At 56.5% G+C, this 21,269-nt stretch carries 25 protein-coding genes; 16 read left to right on the forward strand and 9 right to left on the reverse strand.

The features are described from left to right. The first annotated feature begins 15 nt into the window (after nt 1–15). From R0I78_RS09195 to R0I78_RS09210, 4 genes are all read left to right on the forward strand, one after another. Nucleotides 16–108: an IS3 family transposase gene (locus R0I78_RS09195; protein WP_410506580.1), complete on the forward strand. Its 93-nt coding sequence runs from the start codon at nt 16–18 to the stop codon at nt 106–108. 311 nt (nt 109–419) lie between these two features. After that, nucleotides 420–845, forward strand: coding sequence for a DUF1090 domain-containing protein (locus tag R0I78_RS09200; RefSeq protein WP_317075132.1), 426 nt, complete (start codon nt 420–422; stop codon nt 843–845). A gap of 83 nt (nt 846–928) precedes the next feature. Continuing rightward, nucleotides 929–1,339, forward strand: a complete 411-nt coding sequence (locus R0I78_RS09205; protein ID WP_019934413.1) for a GFA family protein — start codon at nt 929–931, stop codon at nt 1,337–1,339. A gap of 66 nt (nt 1,340–1,405) precedes the next feature. After that, nucleotides 1,406–2,005 carry a LysE/ArgO family amino acid transporter gene (locus R0I78_RS09210; protein ID WP_019934412.1) on the forward strand — a complete coding sequence of 200 codons (600 nt, stop codon included), beginning with the start codon at nt 1,406–1,408 and terminating at the stop codon, nt 2,003–2,005. 3 nt (nt 2,006–2,008) lie between these two features. Here R0I78_RS09210 and R0I78_RS09215 read toward each other — a convergent pair whose 3' ends face one another. The 4 genes from R0I78_RS09215 to xseB are packed head-to-tail and all read right to left on the reverse strand — an operon-like array spanning nt 2,009 to nt 5,316. After that, nucleotides 2,009–2,296: a cupin domain-containing protein gene (locus tag R0I78_RS09215; RefSeq protein ID WP_019934411.1), complete on the reverse strand. Its 288-nt coding sequence runs from the start codon at nt 2,294–2,296 to the stop codon at nt 2,009–2,011. Nucleotides 2,297–2,309: 13 nt separating this feature from the next. Next, nucleotides 2,310–4,175 (reverse strand): 1-deoxy-D-xylulose-5-phosphate synthase, encoded by a 1,866-nt coding sequence (gene dxs, locus R0I78_RS09220; RefSeq protein WP_317075133.1) that lies wholly within the window; start codon nt 4,173–4,175, stop codon nt 2,310–2,312. 14 nt (nt 4,176–4,189) lie between these two features. Further along, a complete protein-coding gene (gene ispA / locus R0I78_RS09225; protein ID WP_410506578.1) occupies nt 4,190–5,077 on the reverse strand; it encodes a (2E,6E)-farnesyl diphosphate synthase in 888 nt (295 codons plus the stop codon). Continuing rightward, nucleotides 5,074–5,316 (reverse strand): exodeoxyribonuclease VII small subunit, encoded by a 243-nt coding sequence (gene xseB / locus R0I78_RS09230; RefSeq protein WP_317075134.1) that lies wholly within the window; start codon nt 5,314–5,316, stop codon nt 5,074–5,076. The genes ispA and xseB overlap by 4 nt, the downstream gene beginning before the upstream one ends. A gap of 212 nt (nt 5,317–5,528) precedes the next feature. Here xseB and pomA point away from each other — a divergent pair, with 212 nt between their 5' ends. The 3 genes from pomA (at nt 5,529) to thiI (ending at nt 8,709) form a co-directional block, all read left to right on the forward strand. Further along, entirely contained in the window at nt 5,529–6,284 is a 756-nt protein-coding gene (pomA, locus tag R0I78_RS09235; protein ID WP_026344749.1) for a flagellar motor protein PomA, read from the forward strand. Nucleotides 6,285–6,328: 44 nt separating this feature from the next. After that, nucleotides 6,329–7,177, forward strand: a complete 849-nt coding sequence (locus R0I78_RS09240) for a flagellar motor protein MotB (protein WP_051089266.1) — start codon at nt 6,329–6,331, stop codon at nt 7,175–7,177. A gap of 83 nt (nt 7,178–7,260) precedes the next feature. Further along, nucleotides 7,261–8,709 carry a tRNA uracil 4-sulfurtransferase ThiI gene (gene thiI / locus R0I78_RS09245; RefSeq protein WP_026344748.1) on the forward strand — a complete coding sequence of 483 codons (1,449 nt, stop codon included), beginning with the start codon at nt 7,261–7,263 and terminating at the stop codon, nt 8,707–8,709. Nucleotides 8,710–8,871: 162 nt separating this feature from the next. Here thiI and R0I78_RS09250 read toward each other — a convergent pair whose 3' ends face one another. Further along, a complete protein-coding gene (locus R0I78_RS09250) occupies nt 8,872–9,771 on the reverse strand; it encodes a 2-dehydropantoate 2-reductase (RefSeq protein ID WP_317075135.1) in 900 nt (299 codons plus the stop codon). Nucleotides 9,772–9,874: 103 nt separating this feature from the next. Between R0I78_RS09250 and R0I78_RS09255 the strand changes: the two genes are divergently transcribed. Continuing rightward, entirely contained in the window at nt 9,875–10,357 is a 483-nt protein-coding gene (locus tag R0I78_RS09255) for a YajQ family cyclic di-GMP-binding protein (protein WP_317075136.1), read from the forward strand. A gap of 36 nt (nt 10,358–10,393) precedes the next feature. Here R0I78_RS09255 and R0I78_RS09260 read toward each other — a convergent pair whose 3' ends face one another. The 4 genes from R0I78_RS09260 to R0I78_RS09275 are packed head-to-tail and all read right to left on the reverse strand — an operon-like array spanning nt 10,394 to nt 14,051. Further along, on the reverse strand, nt 10,394–11,764 hold the full coding sequence (locus R0I78_RS09260; RefSeq protein ID WP_395545436.1) for an AmpG family muropeptide MFS transporter: 1,371 nt from the start codon (nt 11,762–11,764) through the stop codon (nt 10,394–10,396). Between the two features lie 2 nt (nt 11,765–11,766). Then, complete coding sequence (locus R0I78_RS09265; RefSeq protein WP_317075138.1) at nt 11,767–12,321, reverse strand: peptidylprolyl isomerase; 555 nt, start codon at nt 12,319–12,321, stop codon at nt 11,767–11,769. Continuing rightward, a complete protein-coding gene (locus R0I78_RS09270) occupies nt 12,322–12,903 on the reverse strand; it encodes a YajG family lipoprotein (RefSeq protein ID WP_317075139.1) in 582 nt (193 codons plus the stop codon). A gap of 11 nt (nt 12,904–12,914) precedes the next feature. Further along, nucleotides 12,915–14,051 carry a methyltransferase gene (locus tag R0I78_RS09275; RefSeq protein WP_317075140.1) on the reverse strand — a complete coding sequence of 379 codons (1,137 nt, stop codon included), beginning with the start codon at nt 14,049–14,051 and terminating at the stop codon, nt 12,915–12,917. A 62-nt stretch (nt 14,052–14,113) separates the two neighbouring features. On the opposite strand from R0I78_RS09275, the gene R0I78_RS09280 reads away from it, so the two are divergent. The 8 genes from R0I78_RS09280 (at nt 14,114) to nqrF (ending at nt 21,264) form a co-directional block, all read left to right on the forward strand. Continuing rightward, entirely contained in the window at nt 14,114–14,704 is a 591-nt protein-coding gene (locus R0I78_RS09280; RefSeq protein WP_317075141.1) for an alpha-ketoglutarate-dependent dioxygenase AlkB, read from the forward strand. Nucleotides 14,705–14,757: 53 nt separating this feature from the next. Further along, nucleotides 14,758–15,075 (forward strand): BolA family protein, encoded by a 318-nt coding sequence (locus R0I78_RS09285; RefSeq protein WP_019934397.1) that lies wholly within the window; start codon nt 14,758–14,760, stop codon nt 15,073–15,075. Between the two features lie 365 nt (nt 15,076–15,440). Beyond that, nucleotides 15,441–16,784: a Na(+)-translocating NADH-quinone reductase subunit A gene (locus R0I78_RS09290; protein WP_317075142.1), complete on the forward strand. Its 1,344-nt coding sequence runs from the start codon at nt 15,441–15,443 to the stop codon at nt 16,782–16,784. A 3-nt stretch (nt 16,785–16,787) separates the two neighbouring features. Continuing rightward, nucleotides 16,788–18,026 (forward strand): NADH:ubiquinone reductase (Na(+)-transporting) subunit B, encoded by a 1,239-nt coding sequence (locus R0I78_RS09295; RefSeq protein ID WP_317075143.1) that lies wholly within the window; start codon nt 16,788–16,790, stop codon nt 18,024–18,026. Further along, nucleotides 18,019–18,789, forward strand: a complete 771-nt coding sequence (locus R0I78_RS09300; RefSeq protein WP_317075144.1) for a Na(+)-translocating NADH-quinone reductase subunit C — start codon at nt 18,019–18,021, stop codon at nt 18,787–18,789. Before R0I78_RS09295 ends, R0I78_RS09300 begins: the two co-directional genes overlap by 8 nt. Continuing rightward, nucleotides 18,782–19,414 (forward strand): NADH:ubiquinone reductase (Na(+)-transporting) subunit D, encoded by a 633-nt coding sequence (locus R0I78_RS09305; protein WP_014291675.1) that lies wholly within the window; start codon nt 18,782–18,784, stop codon nt 19,412–19,414. Before R0I78_RS09300 ends, R0I78_RS09305 begins: the two co-directional genes overlap by 8 nt. A gap of 3 nt (nt 19,415–19,417) precedes the next feature. Beyond that, on the forward strand, nt 19,418–20,014 hold the full coding sequence (gene nqrE / locus R0I78_RS09310; RefSeq protein WP_019934393.1) for an NADH:ubiquinone reductase (Na(+)-transporting) subunit E: 597 nt from the start codon (nt 19,418–19,420) through the stop codon (nt 20,012–20,014). Between the two features lie 26 nt (nt 20,015–20,040). Further along, on the forward strand, nt 20,041–21,264 hold the full coding sequence (gene nqrF, locus R0I78_RS09315; protein ID WP_317075145.1) for an NADH:ubiquinone reductase (Na(+)-transporting) subunit F: 1,224 nt from the start codon (nt 20,041–20,043) through the stop codon (nt 21,262–21,264). Nucleotides 21,265–21,269 lie beyond the last annotated feature (5 nt).

Below are 21,269 nucleotides of genomic sequence, written 5' to 3' on the forward strand. Positions count from 1 at the left end.
TCGTTGAGAAAACAGGTGGATTATTACATCCGGTATTTTTACAACAGGGTGCGGCTGCACAGTAGTCTCGACTATGTATCTCCGATACAGTATGAAAAAGCCGCTTAACAATAACGTGTCCGTTTTATCGGGTGAACATCAATCTGACAGATAACAATATTACTACTTTGGATATTAGTCATAACCCTAAACTGAGGGCGCTGTGGGCAACCGGAAATCCGTTGGAAAGTCTTGATATCAGCGCTAACCCTTCATTAAGTGACTATGAAACAGACGACGGTGTTTTAGTTAAACAATAATTTTTTACCATCAGCCCCAGCGCCGGGCATGCCCGGGCGCTGGGGTTGCCAGCATGCAGCATTAATACTATAAACTGGTTTACAATGGTTTATTTTTATACCAGCTTCAGGAGAAGAGTTATGATCAAAGCGTTACCCCCTTTGTTAACGGTAACAGTTACTGTACTTTCCGGATTGCTCTTTTTCTTTTCAGCTGCTCCGGCCCTGGCGTCCTTGGACTGTGGAGAGTTAAAAGGGTGCGACAGAAAGTTCTGTGAGATAGAGAGTCAGCTTAAGATTGCTCAGGAAAGAGGCAATGACCGAAAAGCGGCTGGGTTAGCAAAAGCATTGGCCGAGGCAAAGCAGCATTGCACGGCTGAAGGCCTTCGCAAGGAGCTGGCCGAAGAAATAGAAGAAGCCAGGAAAGATCTGGCAGCGTATCGGGCTGATCTTAAGGAAGCTGAAGAAGATGGAGATGCGGATGATATTCGAAAATACCAGCAAAAAATTGAAGAAGAGCAAGATGAAATTGATCAGCTTGAAAAGGAGCTTTCGGGTCTGAATTAAACAGAACTGCGCATAGTTATGGGCTGGAAGTAAGCTGACAGTGCGTGACATGTGTTTCAGTTTAACGCCATAAGAGAATTCCGATGACCATTCATTCCGGCTCCTGCCTGTGCGGCACTGTGCGTTTTGAGGTAAACGGCAAATTCGACAGCTTTTATCTGTGTTATTGCCGGCGCTGCCAGAAAGACACCGGTTCGGCCCACGGGGCTAATCTGTTCTCGCAATCGGCCAGTATTGAGTGGATCTCGGGAACGACGGCGGTCACGTCTTTTACGCTGCCAGGCACTCGCCACAGCAGAAGCTTTTGCAAGCATTGCGGCTCGGCCCTGCCCAACACACAAATAGCCGGCTTGCTGGTGGTGCCGGCCGGCTGTCTGGACACTGATATTTCTTTATTGCCCACGGCGCGCATTTTTACCTGCCATCAGGCGGACTGGAGTAAACAGCCAGATGGAGTGCCAGCTTTCAGTGACTTGCCGAATAAACAGCCGTAAGGCTACATTCCGGCTCTGTCTGCCTGTACCATTATCGGTTTACTCTTTACAGGGCGCTGTTCACTCATGTCCACGTTTTTTTCCGGTTTTGCCTTGAGCTTTTCGCTTATTCTGGCCATTGGCTCCCAGAATGCCTTTGTGCTGAAGCAGGGCATTAAGCGCCATCATGTGTTTGTGGTGTGTGCTGTGTGTGCCCTGTCTGATGCGGTGCTTATCTCGTTGGGGGTGGCGGGTTTTGGTGCCATGGTGAAGCAGTTTCCGGCCATTGAAACGGTGGCCCGTTATGGCGGGGCGGCTTTTTTGGCGGTGTATGCGCTGTTAAGCTTTAAATCGGCCTTCAGTAACCGCCATGCCATGACGGCAGCCGGAGATACGCAGCAGTCGCTGCTGAAAACCGTGGCCATGTGTCTGGCCTTTACCTGGCTTAATCCGCACGTTTATCTGGATACCATGGTGCTGCTGGGCTCCATTTCTACCCAATATCAGGCCCAGGGACTGTTTGCCTTTGGTGCCATTTGTGCGTCACTGGTGTTCTTTTTCAGTCTGGGTTACGGAGCCCGTGTGCTGGCTCCGGTCTTTCAGCGGCCCCAGGCCTGGCGGGTGCTGGAGTTTGTGGTGGGGGTGATGATGACTACCATTGCAATCACGCTGGTGGCGGGAGCCTGAGGGTTATTTCAGCTCCGTCTCAATCAGCACTATATCCTGACTGCTGTTATTCAGCACATTGTGCTCAGTGCCGGCCGGCCGGTAATAGCACTCACCGGCACGCATTTCTGCTGGTTTGGGGCCATCGCCGGTATCAATGTGCAGCACACAGTTTTGCATGGGCACAATGACATAGTCGCGTTCATGACGGTGCCACCGGCTTTCGCCACCGGCAGGAAACAGCAGGTGATTAACGCAGGTGCGCTCGTTATCAATTTGCTGGGTAATCTGCAAAACCGGACGTTCAGACATTGACTGCTCCTTGTTAACGCTGTTGATAGTGCTGCACAGCCTGGATGATGCCGGCGGCATCCAGACCCAGGCGGGCCCAGATTTGCTGCTGGCTGCCTTGCTCCACAAAGCGGTCGGGTAACCCCAGGTTCAGCACCGGCATGGGCTTTTTATGCCGCATCAGGCATTCGTTTACCGCCGAGCCGGCACCGCCCATAATGGCGTTTTCTTCCAGTGTGACCAGCAGCTCGTGATCGGCTGCCAGCTCCAGCAGCAGGGCTTCGTCCAGGGGTTTTACAAAACGCATATCTACCAGGGTGGCATTCAGTGCTGCTGCGGCGGCTTCGGCCTCAGGCAGCAGAGTACCAAAGTTCAGCAGGGCAATCTTGCTGCCCTGGCGCAGCCGCCGGCCCTTGCCAATTTCCAGTGCCGTCATGGTGCTGTTCACTTCGGCACCGGGGCCGCCGCCACGCGGGTAGCGCACGGCGGCGGGGCCGGGGTGCATATAGCCGGTGTAGAGCATTTGCCGGCATTCGTTTTCGTCCGCCGGCGTCATGATCACCATGTTGGGCACGGTGCGCATAAAGCTTAAGTCGTAGGCACCCTGATGAGTGGGGCCGTCGGCACCCACTATGCCGGCACGGTCAATGGCAAAGAGCACATCCAGGTTCTGCAGCGCCACATCATGAATAAGCTGGTCATAAGCTCGCTGCAAAAAGGTGGAGTAAATGGCAACGATCGGCTTTTTGCCCTCTATGGCCATGCCTGCCGCCAGAGTGACGGCGTGCTGCTCGGCAATGGCCACATCAAAGTAGCGGTCGGGAAACTCCCGGGAGTAGCGCACTAACCCTGAGCCTTCGCGCATGGCGGGAGTAATGGCCATCAGCTTGTTGCACTGGCCGGCCATGTCGCACAGCCAGTTGCCAAAAATAGCGGAATAGCTGGGGCTGGCCGGTGTGCTTTTGGGCAGACTGCTGGTGGCGGGATCAAACCTGGGCACGCCATGATAACCAATGGGATCCTGCTCGGCGGGCAAATAGCCTTTGCCCTTGCGGGTCATGACGTGCAGCAGCTGCGGGCCCTTGAGCTTGCGCATATTGCGCAGAGTATCGGTCAGGGCAGCTATGTCGTGGCCGTCTATCGGACCCACATAATTAAAGCCAAATTCTTCAAACAGGGTGCCGGGCACCACCATGCCCTTGAGATGTTCTTCGGTGCGTCTGGCCAGCTCTTTCAGCGGCGGCAGAATTTCCAGCGCCTTTTTGCCGCCTTCGCGCAGTGTGCTGTAAAGCGAGCCCGACATAATGCGCGCCAGATGGTTGTTGAGCGCGCCCACGTTCTCGGAAATGGACATTTCGTTGTCGTTCAGCACCACCAGCAGATCTTTATGCAGATCACCGGCGTGGTTGAGCGCTTCAAAGGCCATGCCGGCGGTAAGGGCACCGTCACCAATCACCGCCACTACTTTGCGGTTTTGCTGCTCGGCATCGGCGGCAATGGCCATGCCCAGCGCCGCGCCTATGCTGGTGCTGGAGTGACCCACGGAAAGAGTGTCATATTCGCTTTCTTCCCGCCAGGGAAAGGGATGCAGGCCGTCCAGCTGGCGAATGCTGCTCATGCGCTCGCGCCGTCCGGTGAGAATTTTGTGCGGATAGGCCTGATGGCCCACATCCCATACCAGCCGGTCAAAGGGGGTGTTATACACATAGTGCAGCGCCACTGTCAGCTCTACGACGCCCAGGCCCGAGGCCAGGTGGCCGCTGCTGCGGCTTACCGAGTGCAGCAAATAGGATCTCAGCTCCTCACACAGGGCCGGCAGCCGCTCTTGCGGCAGGCTGCGCAGCTCTTCCGGCAGGTTGGCCAGGGCCAGTGTGGGATAATCGGCAATATTCAGACTCATAGGCTTATCGTTATTTAGTATTCGCGCTGCACTATGTAGTGGGCGAAAGCTTCCAGTGTGTCGGTATTGTAAGAAAGGCCGGCCAGTGCGGCCAGGGCATCGTTATGCAGGCGATCGGCCAGGGCTCGGGCACCGTCCAGCCCCAGCAGGGCAGGGTAGGTGCTTTTTTGCTGTTCCAGATCCTTGCCCCGGGTTTTGCCCAGGGTTTCGGTGCTGGCAGTAATGTCGAGAATATCGTCCTGCACCTGAAACGCCAGGCCAATGGCTTCGGCGTAGCGGCTCAGGGCATCCAGCTCTTCAGGCTGCACCGACACCGAGCAGAGCGCACCCATGCGCACGGCCGCACGAATAAGCGCACCGGTTTTATGCCGATGAATGGTTTCAAGCGTAGCAGCTTCTATTTGCCGGCCTTCATGATAAATATCCAGTGCCTGACCACCGCACATGCCGCCGTAGCCGCTGGCGGTGGCCAGCTCCTGCACCAGCTGCAGCCGGCGTTCGGCTGGCAGCCGGCCTCCGGCATCGCTCAGCAGCTCAAAGGCCAGAGTTTGCAGGGCGTCGCCGGCAAGAATGGCGGTGGCTTCGTCAAACGCCTTGTGTACCGTAGGCTGGCCCCGGCGCAGGTCGTCGTTGTCCATGGCGGGCAAATCGTCGTGGATCAGCGAATAGGCATGGATGCATTCAATGGCGGCGGCGGCGGCATCGGCGGCCGCCGGATCCGCATCCTCGGCAAGACCGGCAGTGGCATAAACCAGCATGGGGCGCACCCGTTTACCGCCCTGGGTCAGGCCATATTCCATGGCGTCACGCAGTTGCGGTGAGAGCGGACCCAGCCGGCCAAGGGCCTGCTGCAGAACAGCATTAATGCGTTCACCATATTGCTGGTGCCATTGGGTGATCACGCCGGTTTCTCCGCCGGGTTAAAGTCGGCCAGAGTATCGCCGTCTTTCATCAGAATTTTTACCTGTTGCTCAGCCTGGCTCAGTCGTTGCTGGCCGGCACGCACCAGCTGCACGCCCCGTTCAAATGATTTAAGTGCCTGATCCAGGCTCAGCTCGCCCTGCTCCAGCTGATCCACCAGGCCTTCCAGCTCGGCGAGGGCGCTTTCAAAGTCCATGTTTTCCGGTTTTTTGGCAGCCACGGGCATCCTCTGTTCAATCACGTGCAAAATTGGGCCAATAGTAACACCGCTGTCCGGAATTTGGCGAAGGATTAGCAACATTCAGTTGCAGAACTGCTTCGCTGTTAAACATTTTTGCGCTGTGCCGATAACAACAACGGCGACAACTGCCGGGGCAAAGGGGTAAGATTGAGCCGTTTTTTGCCCGCATTGACAGAAAGAGGACTCCCATTTTGGATTTGGCAACACTCCTAGGACTGATTGGCGGACTGGCCTTTGTTGGCATGGCAATGGTTTTGGGTGGCAGCATCACCATGTATGTGGATGTGCCGTCCATTTTTATTGTGTTTGTGGGTTCACTGTTCGTGGTGATGATGAAGTTCAACCTGGGCCAGTTTCTGGGAGCGGCCAAGGTGGCGGGCAAGGCGTTTATGTTCAAGCTGGAAAAGCCCGAAGAGCTGATTGAGCGGGTGGTACAGCTGGCCGACTCGGCCCGTAAGGGCGGCTTTCTGGCGCTGGAAGAAGCAGAAATTACCAATCCGTTTCTGCAAAAGGCGGTGAACATGCTGGTGGACGGCCACGATCAGGCGGTAGTGAAAGCCGCGCTGGAAAAAGACATTGATCTGAATGCCGAGCGCCAGGAGCAGGGGGCCAAAATCTTCCGCTCGCTGGGGGATGTAGCTCCCGCCATGGGCATGATTGGCACCCTGATTGGTCTGGTGGCCATGCTGGCCAACATGGACGATCCCAAGGCCATTGGCCCGGCCATGGCCATTGCTCTGCTAACGACCCTTTACGGTGCCATGCTGGCCAATATGATAGCCCTGCCCATTGCCGACAAGCTGGATTTGCGTTCGGAAGAAGAGCGTCTTAACCGCACGCTGATCATGGACGCCGTGCTGGGCATTCAGGACGGCCAGAACCCCCGGGTGCTGCAGGCGCTGCTGGAAAACTATCTGGCAGAGAATAAGCGCACCAAGGAGGAATAGTGGCCAAAAAGAACAAGCCGGCACCGGCAGGTGCTCCCGCCTGGATGGCCACCTTTGCAGACCTGGCCACCATTCTGATGAGCTTTTTTGTGCTGCTGCTGGCCTTTGCCGAAATGGATGTGCTCAAGTTCAAGCAAATTGCCGGCAGCATGAAGTTTGCCTTTGGGGTGCAGAATCAGATTGAGGTATCGGAAATTCCCAAGGGTACCTCCGTGATTGCGCTGGAGTTTCGCCCCGGCCGGCCCGAGCCTACGCCCATTAATACCATCATGCAGCATACCACCGACTCTACCCTGGCCGAGCTGGACTTTCAGCCCGGCGAGTCGGACCGGGCCTCGGGCCAGAGCAGGGAAGATGGCAACATGAGCGGCAGCCAGCAGCCGGAGCAGACCAGTGCCGAAGCCATCAGTCTGGCTCAGGCCATGGCCGAGCAGCTGAGCAGCGCCATTGAACAGGACGCCATTGAGATTGAAGCGCTGGGCCAGCAGGTGGTGATCCGCATTCGGGAAAATGCGTCTTTTCCCGCCGGCTCAGCATTTTTGCAGCCCAAGTTCTGGCCGGTTATTCGCCAGGTAGGGGCGCTGGTAAAAGATGTGCCCGGTGAAATTCTGGTGTCGGGCCATTCCGACGACATTGGCAGCGGCTATGAGCTGTTCAGCTCCAACTGGGAATTGTCTACTCAGCGGGCACTGGCGGTAGCGGATCAGCTCAGGCGCACCGAAGGCTTTGACGACAGCCGCATGGTGGTCATGGGCCTGGCCGACACCAAGCCCCTGGCACCCAACGATACACCTGAAAACCGCCGCCTTAACCGGCGGGTGGAAATTACCATTTCTCAGGGCAAGCCGGTCTACACAGAGCCGGTAGAGGCGGTTGCGCCCAACACCCCCTGAACTGCTTTTCTTTTAACCATAAGCCCGGCACGTGTATAATGCCGGGCTTATTTTTTTATGTGTTGTTCGAGCGTACCGAAATTATGAAATTTATTATCAAGCTTCATCCTGAAATGACCATCAAGAGCAAGTCGGTGCGCCAGCGCATGAGCAAGATCCTCTCGGGCAACATTCGCAATACCCTCAGGCCACTGGATGAAACTGTTAAAGTGCGGGTGGACTGGGACAAGATGGTGGTACGCAGCAATAACAATGACGAGGCCAGCCGCCAGCAGCTGACAGAGGCGCTCGGCTGCATTCCCGGCATTCAGTCGTTTCTGGAGGTGGTGGAATTCAAGGTCAGCTCCCTGGATGACATTCTGGAACACGCCCAGGCCATGTTTGGTGACCAGCTTGCCGGCAAAACCTTTTGTGTGCGTGCCAAGCGCCGGGGCAAGCAGGCGTTCAGCTCGCTGGATGTGGAGCGCTATGTGGGCGGCGGCCTGAACCAGCGTTGCAACACCGCCGGTGTGAAACTCAAGCAGCCCGATGTGCAGATTAATCTGGAACTGGATGACGAGCGGCTGTATCTGGTGAGCAAGCAGCACGCCGGCATGGGCGGTTATCCCATTGCCACTCAGGAAAGTGTGCTCAGCCTGATGTCCGGTGGCTACGACTCGGGCGTGTCGTCGTTTCAGTTCATCAAGCGCGGCAGCCGGGTGCATTACTGCTTCTTCAACCTGGGCGGGCGCGAGCATGAAGCCGGCGTGCGCGAGGTGGTGCACTTTTTGTGGAAGAAATACGGCTCGTCTCACCGGGTGAAGTTTATTTCGGTGCCCTTTGAAGGGGTGGTGGCCGAGATCCTGGAGAAAATCGACAAGGGCCATATGGGGGTGGTGCTCAAGCGCATGATGATGCGCGCCGGTGCCGAAGTGGCCCGGCGCCTGGCGGTTAATGCGCTGGTTACCGGTGAGTCCATGGGCCAGGTATCCAGCCAGACGGTGACCAACCTCAATGTGATCGACAGAGTGACCGACACCCTGATACTGCGGCCCTTGATCGCCACCGACAAGCAGGACATTATCGATCAGGCGCGGGCCATCGGTACTGCGCCTTATGCGGAAAAAATGCCGGAATATTGCGGTGTGATTTCGCAAAAGCCCACCATTAAAGCGGTGCTGAGCAAGGTGGAAGAAGAAGAAGCCAATTTTGACTTTGGTGTGCTCGACACCGCCGTGCAGTCCTCTTTTGTGGAAGACGTGCGCGATCTGGACAGAGTATGGGAGGTGCCGGAAGTGGAAATCAGCGAACAGGTAACGGAGCAGGAGGTGATCCTCGATATTCGTGCGCCGGAAGAAGAAGAGCAGTCTCCGCTGGAAGTGGCCGGCCACAGAGTGATACGTCTGCCGTTTTTCCGCCTGGCCAACCAGTTTGGCGAGCTGGACCAGAACAAAACCTACCTGCTTTACTGTGCCCGCGGCGTGATGAGCCGGCTGCAGGCTATTCATCTGAAAGAGCAGGGCTTTGAAAATGTAAAGGTGTATAAGCCCTGAGTTAGCCTAGAGAATAGAATGGTAGGTTGGGATGAGCGATGCGAATCTCAACAACTCCAGCCGGTATGAACCATTCGTCACTCCGGGCCTGACCCGGAGTCCAGGGCAGTTGCACTGTAGTTTGCAGAAAGATGCCGGGTCGTTGCCCGGCATGACGGCGTTTTACACTTGCCCCTCGTGTTTTTTCACTTCCTGATACAGCTGCTGGCACACCGGCACCGGCAGTTCACCGGCGTGCTTGAGCAGATACCCTGTGATGTAGTCAATTTCCGTGGGCCGGCCGTGGGCCAGATCCTGGTGCATGGAAGAATAGTTGGTGGCGGTCAGTTCAATTACACTGTTCAGCCGGCGGCGATATTGCTCCAGGGTTTCGGTTTCACCCAGCGCGCTCAGCACAGTGTGCACTTCCTGGCTCAGTTGCTCCACCACATCGGCAAAGCGGGGCTCACTGAGCTGACCGTTATAAATATTGTGGCAGGCAGTGAGCGGATTAATCACGGCATTAATGGCGAGCTTGCGCCGCTGCAGTGAGAGTATGTCTTCACTCCACCCGGCATGCCCCAGGGCTGAGGCCAGCGGTTTTGTCAGGTGTGAGAAGGCCTTGCCTTTCTCATTAACCGGCCCCAGCCAGGTTTCGCCCTTACCGGTGTGGCGCACCTGTGAGTTACCTTCCCGCAGAGCACCATGGCTGGTTACGCCGGCCAGCAGCGGGTTGTGGGGCAGCAGTTTGGCTACGTCTTCGGCAATGCCCATGCCGTTGTGCAGCAATATTACCGGCACCTCACGAGGCAGCCCCCGCAAACTGCCCAGCGCGGGCAGTACCTGATAGGCTTTGGTCATCACCAGCAAACACTCAATATCGGCTGCCTGCTCGGCAAAACGGTAGTGAGGGCTTACCAGCCGGCGGCGCTCATTCAGGGCAATAAACTCAAATGCCGGGTGAAAATGTCGGCGGCGACGGTCGCTCAGCATCAGCGATACCGGCCTTTTTTGTTCGGTCAGCAAAGCAGCAAAGGTGCAGCCCAGCGCGCCAGCTCCCAATATGGTCCACTCACGCATCATTCTCTCTCCGGTTTTTTGATATTATTCTGCGTTATTGATCCCATACGTTAGCCGTGAACCGCTTGGCTTGCCAGCGGTTTCGGCGCTTACTCAAGGAGCTTTCATGCCTTCTTTTGATATTGTTTCCGAAGTGGAAATGAATGAAGTACGCAACGCTGTTGAAAACGCCAGCCGCGAGCTGACCACCCGCTATGATTTTCGTGGTGTGGAAGCCAGCTTTGAGCTGAACGACAACAAGGTAAAGCTGGAAGCAGAAGCCGACATGCAGCTGCAGCAGATGCGTGACATATTACGCGGTGCCTTAATCAAGCGAGGCATTGATGTACGGGTGCTAGACGCCGGCAGCATTAATCGCACCGGAAAACGCCATGTGCAGGAAATGAGCTTTCTGCAGGGCATTGACAGTGCACTGGCAAAAAAGCTGGTAAAGAAGATTAAAGACAGCAAAATCAAGGTGCAGGCGTCCATTCAGGGCGAGCAGCTGCGGGTTACCGGCAAGAAGCGGGACGATCTGCAGCAGGTGATTGCCCTGCTGCGCGCCGAAGAGCAGGAGCAGCCGCTGCAGTTTAATAACTTTCGGGATTAAGGCAGCCAAGGCCGGGTTTCGTACCCGGCATGGCTTCTAGCTTTCGGCTTCCAGCTTGCCGACCCGCCGGGCGACCACCGCAATCAGTACCAGCACCGGCAGGCCAAGGGCGGCGGTGCCGGTAAAGAAGACCGCATAGCCCATGGCGTCCACCACCACTCCCGAGAAGCCGGCCATAAATTTGGGCAGCAGCAGCATCACTGAGCTGAACAGCGCATATTGAGTGGCAGAGAAGGCCACATTGGTCAGGCTGGAGAGATAAGTCACAAAGGCAGCGGTAGCAATGCCGGCGCTTAAGTTATCCAGCGAGATAATCACCGTCAGCAGGCGCACATCCGGGCCCAGCTGGCTCATCAGGGCAAAGAGTACATTGGTGCCGGCAGTCAGCACGGCACCCAGCATCAGAATGCGCAGTGTGCCAAAGCGCACCACCAGCACACCACCCAGGGCGGCGCCCAGCAGCGTCATTATCACGCCATACACCTTGGTCACGGTGGCAATTTCGGTTTTGGTAAAGCCCATATCCACATAAAAGGGATTGGCCATCACGCCCATGACGACATCTGCCACCCGATAGCTGGCAATCAGACTCAGGATCAACAGAGCATGCCAGCCATAGCGCTGAAAAAAGTCGGCAAAGGGGTTGACCACGGCGCTTTTGCCAAATGCGAGAAAGCCGGCCAGCCAGGCCGGCCAGCCCCGGTTTACCAGCTGCGCCTTGTGCTCCTGCTGAGACCGTTGCTGCTCACCCAGGTCTACCTTCGGCTCGTGCAGCAGCAGGCAGGTCAGTACACCCACCAGCATGCAGCCGGCCATGGTCAGATAGGCCACCTGCCAGCCGTACATGCTGTAGCTGATGTCGGAGCCGGCCCAGGCGGCAATGGCCAGCGCACCGGCCCCGGCCATGATCATCGCCAGCCGGTAGCCGGTCATGTAGGCGGCAGCCAGCGCCCCCTGCAGCCGCTCCGGAGCTGACTCTATGCGATAGGCGTCTATCACTATGTCTTGCGTGGCTGAAGCAAACGCGACGGCAAGCGCAAACAGTGCCAGTTGCACCAGGCTGACGGTGGGATCAGAAAACGCCATGCCCGCCAGCGCCGCCATAATAATCAGCTGGGAAAACAGCATCCAGCTGCGCCGCCGGCCCATCATACGGGATAACAGTGGCAGCGGCAGCCTGTCTACCAGCGGTGACCACAGCCATTTTACCCCGTAGGCCAGCGCCACCCAGCTGAAAAAGCCAATGCTGGTGCGGCTGACGCCGGCTTCACGCAGCCAGAACGACAGGGTGCCAAACACCAGCAGCAGCGGCAGGCCGGAGGAAAACCCCAGGGCCAGCATAATCAGTACGCGCCGCTCAGTGTAGAGCGACAGACTTTGCTGCCATTTCAGTGCCCGGGTTTTGATGGTTATTCTCCGGGCAGGCGACGAACCTGCTCAAGAATAATGGGCTCTTCCGGTACTTCCCGGGAGCGCAGCTGCAGGTTCATGCCGGTGGGGACGGCAGCCATGCGCTGCAATACGTCCTCACCCTTTACCACTTTGCCAAAGACGGTGTAACCGGCACGGCGGCCGCCGTCCAGCGAGGTGTTATCAGCGAGGTTGATATAAAACTGGCGGGTGGCGCTGTGTGGATCCTGAGTGCGGGCCATGGCGATGGTGCCGGTGCTGTTCGACAGACCATTACCCGACTCATTCTGCACCGGATCACGGGTGGGCAGACGCTCATAATCGGCAGTAAAGCCGCCACCCTGAACCACAAACCCTGGGATCAGCCGGTGAAAAATGGATCCGGCATAGCTGCCGTCGTCCACATAGCTCAAAAAGTTGGCCACTGTCTTGGGGGCGGCCTGTTCGTTCAGCTCCACTTCCAGGGTGCCCAGACTGGTGACCAGCTCCACGCGGGGGCCGGCCAGGGCGGTGGCGGACAGCAGGCCCGCCAGCAGGATTAATATGTTTTTCATTTAGTTACCGTTAATAAAGCTTTGTACGTCACGATCGGCCAGTATGTCCTGCACCATCAGGCTCAGCTGACGGTTAAGGGCATCGGTGACCTTGTCCAGCTCCGGATGCAGACGGCCGGGAAATTCCTGCTGGGCGCTGCGGCGATATTGCTTGGTAATGCGCTGGCCGTTGCGCTCCAGCACCAGCTGTACTCTTACCTTCTGTACCACGTCATAGCTGATATGACCGCGGATCACCCGGGCCAGTACTTCCTGCAGCTCCAGGGTAGCGCGGGTGTTGGCACCCTGCTCAATAAAGGCTCCCTGCGTGCTGAACCCTTGCGCCAGCGCCTGCTCCAGCTGCAGCCGCAGATTATTGGCCGCTCCCACCACCACCGGTGATTTGTCTTTTTGTTCAATCTGAATGATGAAGTCACTGCTGCGGTTGTCACTGCTGGACAGCGCCAGGGTCTGGCCACGATAAACACCGCCGCTCACGTTGGCGGTAGCGGGATTTACATCTACCGCTATAGGGTAATAGCTGGCACAGGCAGACAGGCCCAGGGCCAGCAGGGGAATAGTTAACCATTTGATACGATTCATGAACAGGTCCTTCAGGCGGTATGAATGGCTCTCAGAATAACGAATTTGCGGTTGGATGCCACTACTCGCTGATTACCGAACAGTCGTTTAAGTTTCTGGTGATAGTCGAGGTGGCGGTTACCCACCAGTAACAGCTCGCCGCCCCGGCGCAGTACCCGGCGGGCATCGGTCATCATTTGCCAGGCAATATGATCGGTAATGGCCTGCTGCTGATGAAAGGGCGGATTGCACAGCACCAGATCGGCACTGTCGGGGGCTACGCCGTCAAGACAGTTATTGACCATAAAGCGCGCCCGGGGCAGGGCATCGGGCAGGTTGTGCTCCACATTAAGCTGGGCACTGGCCACTGCCATATGGGATTCATCCACAAAGGTGACGGTGGCTTGCGGATTGCGGGCCAGGGCCATCAGCCCGAGCACACCGTTGCCGCAGCCCAGGTCGATGATTCTGCCCGGCCGGTTGGCGGGCAGCTGCTCCAGCATAAAGCGGGCACCAATATCCAGGCTGGCGCGGGAGAACACAGCGGCATGGTTATAAATGGTGAAGGCGCTGCCCTCCAGCGGCCAGGCCAGCGGGGCCGGCGCGGGAGAGGGGGCAATGGCCATATTCCGCTCGGTAAAAATCAGCCTCGCCTTTTTCCAGGCCAGGCTGGTGCGGGTGGGGCCAAGCAACTGCTCAAACAGCGTCAGAGTAGATGTATGCACGTCCTTGGCCTTGGCACCGGCCACTATTCGCGTGTTTGGCCCCGCTACCCGGCTGATGGCGGCGAGCTGGTGTTCAAGCATGGCATTGGTCTTGGGCAGCTTGAGGATCACCAGGCCGGGCGCGGCGGGCAACTCGTCCAGGCTGGTGAGCGAGTGCCACTCAGGCTCAAGCCCGTTGTCGGCGGCGTTGGCAGCCAGCGCCAGCCCGGCTACCCGGGAGTCGGTAACGGTAAAGGGCCGGTACTGGTGCAGGCCCAGCGTCAGGGCACCAAAGCCATCGTTAAGAATCACCAGGGGAGCAGTCCGGTCCCACTCCAGGGTGGCCAGTTCGTTCATGATATATTCGTCCGCCGCTTCCCAGGCCTGCAGACCGTGGCGGGCCTGGCGGGGGTAGCGGTGCAGCGTCAGCTCGCCGCCCTCGGCAAGAGGAAAGTGATGATTCATGGGGTTGATGCCTGATTATTTGCAAAGAGCGGCATTTTAGCAGTTTAAAGAGGAAAATCAGCATGCAGCTATGGTCAGAGCCAGAGTGGCTCACGCTCAAGCAGGGCCGTCTTTTATGGTGGCCGGACGCCTTTGCCGCCGAAGCCGGTGCCTGGCAGGCCGAGCTTGAGCAAAGCATTCCCTGGCAGCAGCACCGGTTAATGATGTTTGGTCGTGAGCTGAATGAGCCGCGGCTGTCCTGCTGGATGGGCGACTGGCCCTATCGTTATTCCGGCCGGCAGCGTGCGCCTGAGCCCTGGCATCCTTTGGTAAAGGAAATAGCCGGCCGTCTTGAGCGAATTTGCGGTCAGCCCTTTGATGGTGTGCTGCTTAATTGTTACCGCAACGGCCAGGACAGCATGGGCTGGCATGCCGACAATGAGCCCGAGCTGGGCCGGGACCCCATGATAGCGTCGGTCAGCCTGGGAGCAGGCAGGCGTTTTTTGCTGCGTCATCATCAGGGGGAGCAGCGTGAATTATGGCTGGAGCACGGCAGTCTGCTGGTGATGGCGGGGCAAATGCAGCATCATTGGCAGCATGCCCTGCCCAAAATGGCCCGGGATTCAAATTTGCGTATCAACCTCACATTTCGGCGGTTTGCCGGCACCGGGTGAAAGTGCCCGAGCGTCGGACCTGTCCTTTGTTGTGAATATCACCGGAGATTAACATGTCGATTCAGAACACCATTGAACAAAAAGTGATGGCTGCGCTGTCACCTGAGCATCTGGACGTGATAAATGAAAGCTACATGCACAGAGTGGAACCCGGCTCGGAAACCCACTTCAAGCTGGTGGTGGTGAGCGATGCCTTTGAAGGTCAGCGGCTGCTGGCCCGTCATCGTACCCTGAACACCCTGCTGGCCGAGGAGCTGGCCGGTGGTGTGCATGCGCTGGCACTGCATACCCTGACGCCTGCCGAATGGCGTGCCCGTGGCGGTGTGCCCGACAGCCCCAACTGCATGGGCAAGGCGGGAGTGTCGGTTTAAGACATCTGTTATTTGTGGTTAGCAGATTTGTTACCAGCCCGATGTGACTGGAAATCACTTCCATTTTTCCGCCTTGTGCGACCAAAGCATGATTCTGCCTTGAAAATCATGGCCTTATTTTTGCTTGGTGAAAAATGAAACAAGCGGGTTTTACTGACTGCGGCGGTAAATTTTAGCAATTGCCGTGGCAGCCGCCGCTTTAAAAGTGCTAGAATTACGCGCCTTTTAAATCGGGCTGGATGTTACCGGAGTGTAGTCGTGCTGTTGTCAGGGCGATGCCAACATGCCGGTAGCGACTCATCAGCATGTTGTCATGTTTTTCATGGCAAGTACCTGTCTTCCCCTAACAAGTAGTGCAAGTGAGTATGATTACAATTAAAAAAGGACTGGACCTCCCAATTGCCGGGGCACCAGAGCAAGTAATCTACGATGGTCCCTCCATCAAGCGCGTTGCTACGCTGGGCGAGGAGTATGTGGGTATGCGCCCTACCATGCACGTCAAGGTAGAGGATCGCGTCAAGAAAGGTCAGATTCTGTTTGAAGATAAAAAGAATCCTGGCGTTAAATTCACAGCTCCCGCCGCAGGTACCGTGGTTGAAATCAACCGTGGTGCCAAGCGTGTTTTGCAGTCTGTTGTTATTGCCGTAGACGACAGCGAAGAGCAGATTACTTTTCAAAGCTATAGCTCTGCCGAACTGGCCAAACTGGAACGTGAAACTGTGCAGGAGCAGCTGGTTGAATCCGGCATGTGGACTGCGCTTCGTACCCGCCCCTTCAGCAAGGTGCCGGCGCTGGACTCTGCTCCGCGCTCCATCTTTGTGACCGCCATGGACACCAACCCGCTCAGTGCCAATGCCGAGCTGGTGATCAAGGAAAACGCCCAGGCGTTTACCGATGGTCTGCAGGTGCTGAGCCGCCTGACCGACGGCCAGGTGCATGTATGTAAAGGTGAAGGCAGCCTGCCACAGGCCAACTCCGCGAACGTAAAAGAACACGTTTTCAGCGGTGTGCACCCTGCTGGTCTGGCCGGTACCCACATTCATTTCATTGATCCTGTGGTACCCGGCAAGGTGGTCTGGTACATCAACTATCAGGACGTGATTGCCTTTGGCAAGCTGTTCACCAGCGGTGAAATCTGCACCGACCGTGTGGTTGCTCTGGGCGGCCCCGTGGTGAACAAGCCCCGCCTGCTGCGCACCCGTATCGGCGCATCTCTGGATGAGCTGACTGCCGGCGAGCTGCAGGAGGGTGAAAACCGCGTGATTTCCGGCTCGGTACTGGCCGGCACCAACGCTAATGGTCCGCATGCTTATCTGGGTCGCTACCATTTGCAGGTCTCCGCACTGAAGGAAGGCCGCGAGAAGGAACTGTTCGGCTGGCTGGCTCCGGGTTCCAACAAGTTCTCGGTTACCCGTGCTTACCTGGGCCATCTGGCCAAGGGCAAGCTGTTTGACCTGACCACGACCACCAACGGCTCTGCCCGTGCCATGGTACCAATTGGTAACTATGAGCGCGTGATGCCGCTGGATGTTCTGCCGACCCTGTTGCTGCGTGATTTGCTGTCCGGTGACACCGACAGCGCCCAAAGCCTGGGCTGCCTGGAGCTGGATGAAGAAGATCTGGCGCTGTGCACCTATGTTTGCCCGGGCAAATACGATTATGGCCAGGTGTTGCGTGAGTGCCTGACCAAGATTGAGCTGGAGGGCTAAGAAGTGAGCTTAAAGCAGACTCTGGAAAACATGGAGCACCACTTTGAGCAGGGCGGTAAATACGAGAAGTTTTACGCTCTGTACGAAGCGGTTGCTACCGTACTTTACACTCCGGGCATGGTTACCCGTAAATCCTCCCATGTACGTGACAGCATCGATCTGAAGCGCATCATGATCATGGTGTGGATGGCCACTTTCCCGGCCATGTTCTTTGGTATGTACAACGCCGGTGGCCAGGCCATTGCGGCCCTCACCAGCATGTACAGCCCGGCCGATCTGGCTGGTGTGATTGATGGCAACTGGCGTTACAGTCTGGCCAGTGGTCTGGGGGCGACCCTGGGCGAAGGTGCCGGCTGGGGCAGTAAAATGCTGCTGGGTGCCACCTACTTCCTGCCCATCTACCTGACGGTATTTATTGTCGGTGGTTTCTGGGAAGTGCTGTTTGCCTCTGTGCGCAAGCATGAAGTAAACGAAGGCTTCTTCGTAACTTCCGTACTGTTCGCACTGATCGTACCCGCAACCCTGCCGCTGTGGCAGGCGGCGCTGGGCATCACCTTTGGTGTGGTCATGGCCAAGGAAATCTTTGGCGGTACCGGCAAAAACTTCCTTAACCCGGCACTGGCAGGCCGTGCTTTCCTGTTCTTTGCCTATCCGGCCGAGATCTCTGGTGACACCGTCTGGACTGCCGTAGACGGCTTCTCTGGCGCGACTGCGCTGGGACAGTGGGCTGCCGGCGGCCAGGCTGCGCTGATGGACGCCAACACCGGTGCTGTCATCAGCTGGATGGATGCCTTTATCGGTAACATTCAGGGCTCTATCGGTGAAGTCTCTACCCTTGCCATTCTGATTGGTGGTCTGTTCATCATCTATATGGGCATTGCTTCCTGGCGCATTGTGGCCGGTGTGATGGTGGGTATGGTCGTAACTGCCACCCTGTTCAACTTTATCGGCTCCGATACCAACGCCATGTTCTCCATGCCATGGTACTGGCACCTGGTACTGGGTGGTTTTGCTTTCGGTATGATGTTTATGGCCACCGATCCGGTTTCTGCCTCCTTTACCAACAAGGGTAAATGGTGGTACGGCGCCCTGATTGGTCTGATGGTGGTGCTGATCCGTGTGGTCAACCCGGCCTTCCCTGAAGGCATGATGCTGGCCATTCTGTTCGCCAACCTGTTCGCTCCCCTGTTCGATCACTTCGTGGTTCAGGCAAATATCAAACGGAGGCTGGCCCGTGGCTAAGAAAGAATCTATCGGCAGAACCTTTGCCGTTGTTGGCGGCCTGTGCCTGGTCTGCTCCATTATTGTATCCGGGGCTGCTGTCTCGCTGAAGCCGACTCAGCAGCGTAATCAGGCGCTGGACGTGCAGACCAACATTGTCAGTGTGGCCGGTCTGGGCCGTGAAGATGTAGCGGAAACCTATGACCGTTTCATTGAAGCACGCCTGCTTGACCTGACCACCGGTCAGCTCACTGACGAAGCCGCTGCCGGCTACAACCAGCGCAATGCCGCCAAGGATCCGGCCACCAGCATCAAGCTGAGCCCCGATGAAGATCCCGCCGGCATTCGCCGCCGTGCCAACCTGGCCCCGGTTTACCTGGCCAAGAACGAAAACGGCGAGCTGGACAGCATCATTCTGCCGGTACATGGCCAGGGCCTGTGGTCTACCATGTATGCGTTTGTGGCTGTGGCACCCGATGGCAACACTATCAAGGGCATCACTTACTACGAGCAGGGTGAAACTCCCGGACTCGGCGGTGAGGTGGAAAACCCTAACTGGCGCGCTCAGTTTGTTGGCAAAAAGCTGTTTGATGAAAATGGCAAGCCGGCACTGAGAGTGGTGAAGGGCGGTGCTCCTCAGGGTGCTCCTTCCAGTGTTGATGGCCTGTCTGGCGCAACCCTGACTTCCGACGGTGTGCAAAAAACCTTTGAATTCTGGCTCGGTGAGAAAGGCTTTGGTCCTTTCCTGGCCAAGGTTCGTGAAGGAGAACTGAACAATGGCTGATAAAGCTGAAATGAAAAAGGTTCTGTTCGGTCCCATCATTGGCAACAACCCCATCGCCCTTCAGGTGCTGGGTATCTGTTCTGCCCTGGCGGTGACCTCGCAGATGCAGACGGCATTTGTAATGTCGCTGGCGGTAATTGCGGTAACAGCGTTCTCCAACCTGTTTATCTCACTTATCCGCAACCAGATCCCCAACTCGGTACGGATTATTGCCCAGATGGCGATTATCGCCTCTCTGGTAATCGTGGTGGACCAGATCCTGAAAGCTTATGCCTATGACATCTCCAAGCAGCTGTCGGTATTCGTAGGTCTGATCATCACCAACTGTATCGTAATGGGCCGCGCCGAAGCCTATGCCATGAAGAGCCCGCCCATGATGTCGTTCCTGGACGGTATCGGTAACGGTCTGGGTTATGGTCTTATCCTGCTGGTAGTAGCGACCATTCGTGAACTGTTTGGCTCCGGCACCTGGTTTGGCATTGAAATTCTGCCGCTGATCAAAAACGGTGGCTGGTATCAGGCCAACGGTCTGCTGCTGCTGCCGCCGAGCGCCTTCTTTATTATTGGTGGCTTTATCTGGGTACTGCGTACCTTCCGCCCCGAGCAGGTGGAGGCCAAGGAGTAAAAGATGGAACATTATCTGAGTCTGTTTGTTCGTTCCGTGTTCATCGAGAACCTGGCCCTGGCTTTCTTCCTGGGGATGTGTACCTTTCTGGCGGTGTCCAAAAAGGTAAAGACCTCTTTTGGTCTGGGTGTGGCGGTTATTGTGGTACTGACTATTTCAGTGCCGGTTAACAACCTCATCTACAACTTCATTCTGAAAGACGGTGCCCTGACTGAAGGGGTGGATCTGAGCTTCCTGAACTTCATTACCTTTATCGGGGTAATTGCGGCGCTGGTGCAGATCCTGGAAATGACCCTGGATAAGTTCTTTCCGGCACTTTACAACGCCCTGGGCATCTTTCTGCCGCTGATCACCGTAAACTGCGCCATCTTTGGTGGCGTGTCGTTCATGGTGCAGCGGGACTACAACTTTAGCGAGTCTATCGTCTACGGTTTTGGTTCCGGTGTGGGCTGGATGCTGGCTATCGTACTGCTGGCCGGTTTGCGTGAGAAGATGAAGTATGCGGATGTGCCCGATGGCCTGCGTGGTCTGGGTATCACCTTTATTTCCGCCGGTCTGATGGCCCTTGGCTTCATGTCTTTCTCTGGCATTTCTCTGTAAACCCAGTGACGGAAAAGGAATAAACGATGGAAATCATTTTAGGTGTGGTCATGTTCACCGTGATCGTGCTGGCTTTGGTAAGCATCATTTTGTTTGCCAAGTCCAAGCTCGTCGCGGAAGGGGATGTGACTATCAGCATCAATGACGATCCCGATAAGGCGATCACATCCGGTGCCGGTGTCAAGCTGCTGGGTGCTCTGGCGGCCAACGGTATCTTCGTCTCTTCTGCCTGTGGTGGCGGTGGCTCCTGTGGCCAGTGCCGGGTGCGGGTACTGGACGGTGGCGGTGAAATTCTGCCTACCGAGCTGGATCACATCTCCAAGCGTGAAGCTCGCGAAGGCGAGCGTCTGTCCTGTCAGGTGAACGTTAAGCAGGACATGAAGATCGAGCTGCCGGAAGAAGTGTTCGGCATCAAGAAGTGGGACTGTGAAGTTATCTCCAACGATAACAAGGCGACCTTTATCAAGGAACTCAAGCTGAAGATTCCCAACGGCGAAAGCGTACCTTTCCGCGCCGGTGGTTATATTCAGATTGAAGCGCCGCCTCACCACGTCAAGTACAAAGACTTTGATGTACCGGAGAAATTCCGCGAAGACTGGGACAAGTTCAAGATCTTTGATCTGGAGTCCAAAGTAGACGAAGAAACCATTCGCGCCTACTCCATGGCCAACTATCCGGAAGAAGAAGGCATCATTATGCTGAACGTGCGGATTGCCACGCCGCCGCCCAGCAACTGGACCGCGCCTCCCGGCAAGATGTCTTCCTACATCTGGTCGCTGAAGCCCGGCGACAAGGCCACCATTTCCGGTCCCTTCGGTGAGTTCTTCGCCAAAGATACTGATGCCGAGATGGTGTTCATTGGTGGTGGTGCCGGCATGGCGCCGATGCGTTCGCACATCTTTGACCAGCTCAAGCGCCTGAACTCCAAGCGCAAGATCAGCTTCTGGTATGGTGCCCGTTCCAAGCGTGAAATGTTCTATGTGGAAGATTTTGACGGTCTGCAGGAACAGTGCGAGAACTTCCAGTGGCATGTGGCCCTGAGTGATCCGCTACCCGATGACAACTGGGACGGTTACACCGGCTTTATCCACAACGTACTGTATGAAAACTATCTGAAGGATCACGAAGCGCCGGAAGATTGTGAGTTCTACATGTGTGGACCGCCCGTGATGAACGCCGCCGTTATCAACATGCTCAAGAACCTGGGCGTTGAAGACGAGAACATCATGCTGGATGACTTTGGTGGTTAATCACA

The organism is Oceanimonas sp. CAM02 (genome assembly GCF_032842915.1).
Lineage (GTDB): Bacteria > Pseudomonadota > Gammaproteobacteria > Enterobacterales > Aeromonadaceae > Oceanimonas > Oceanimonas smirnovii.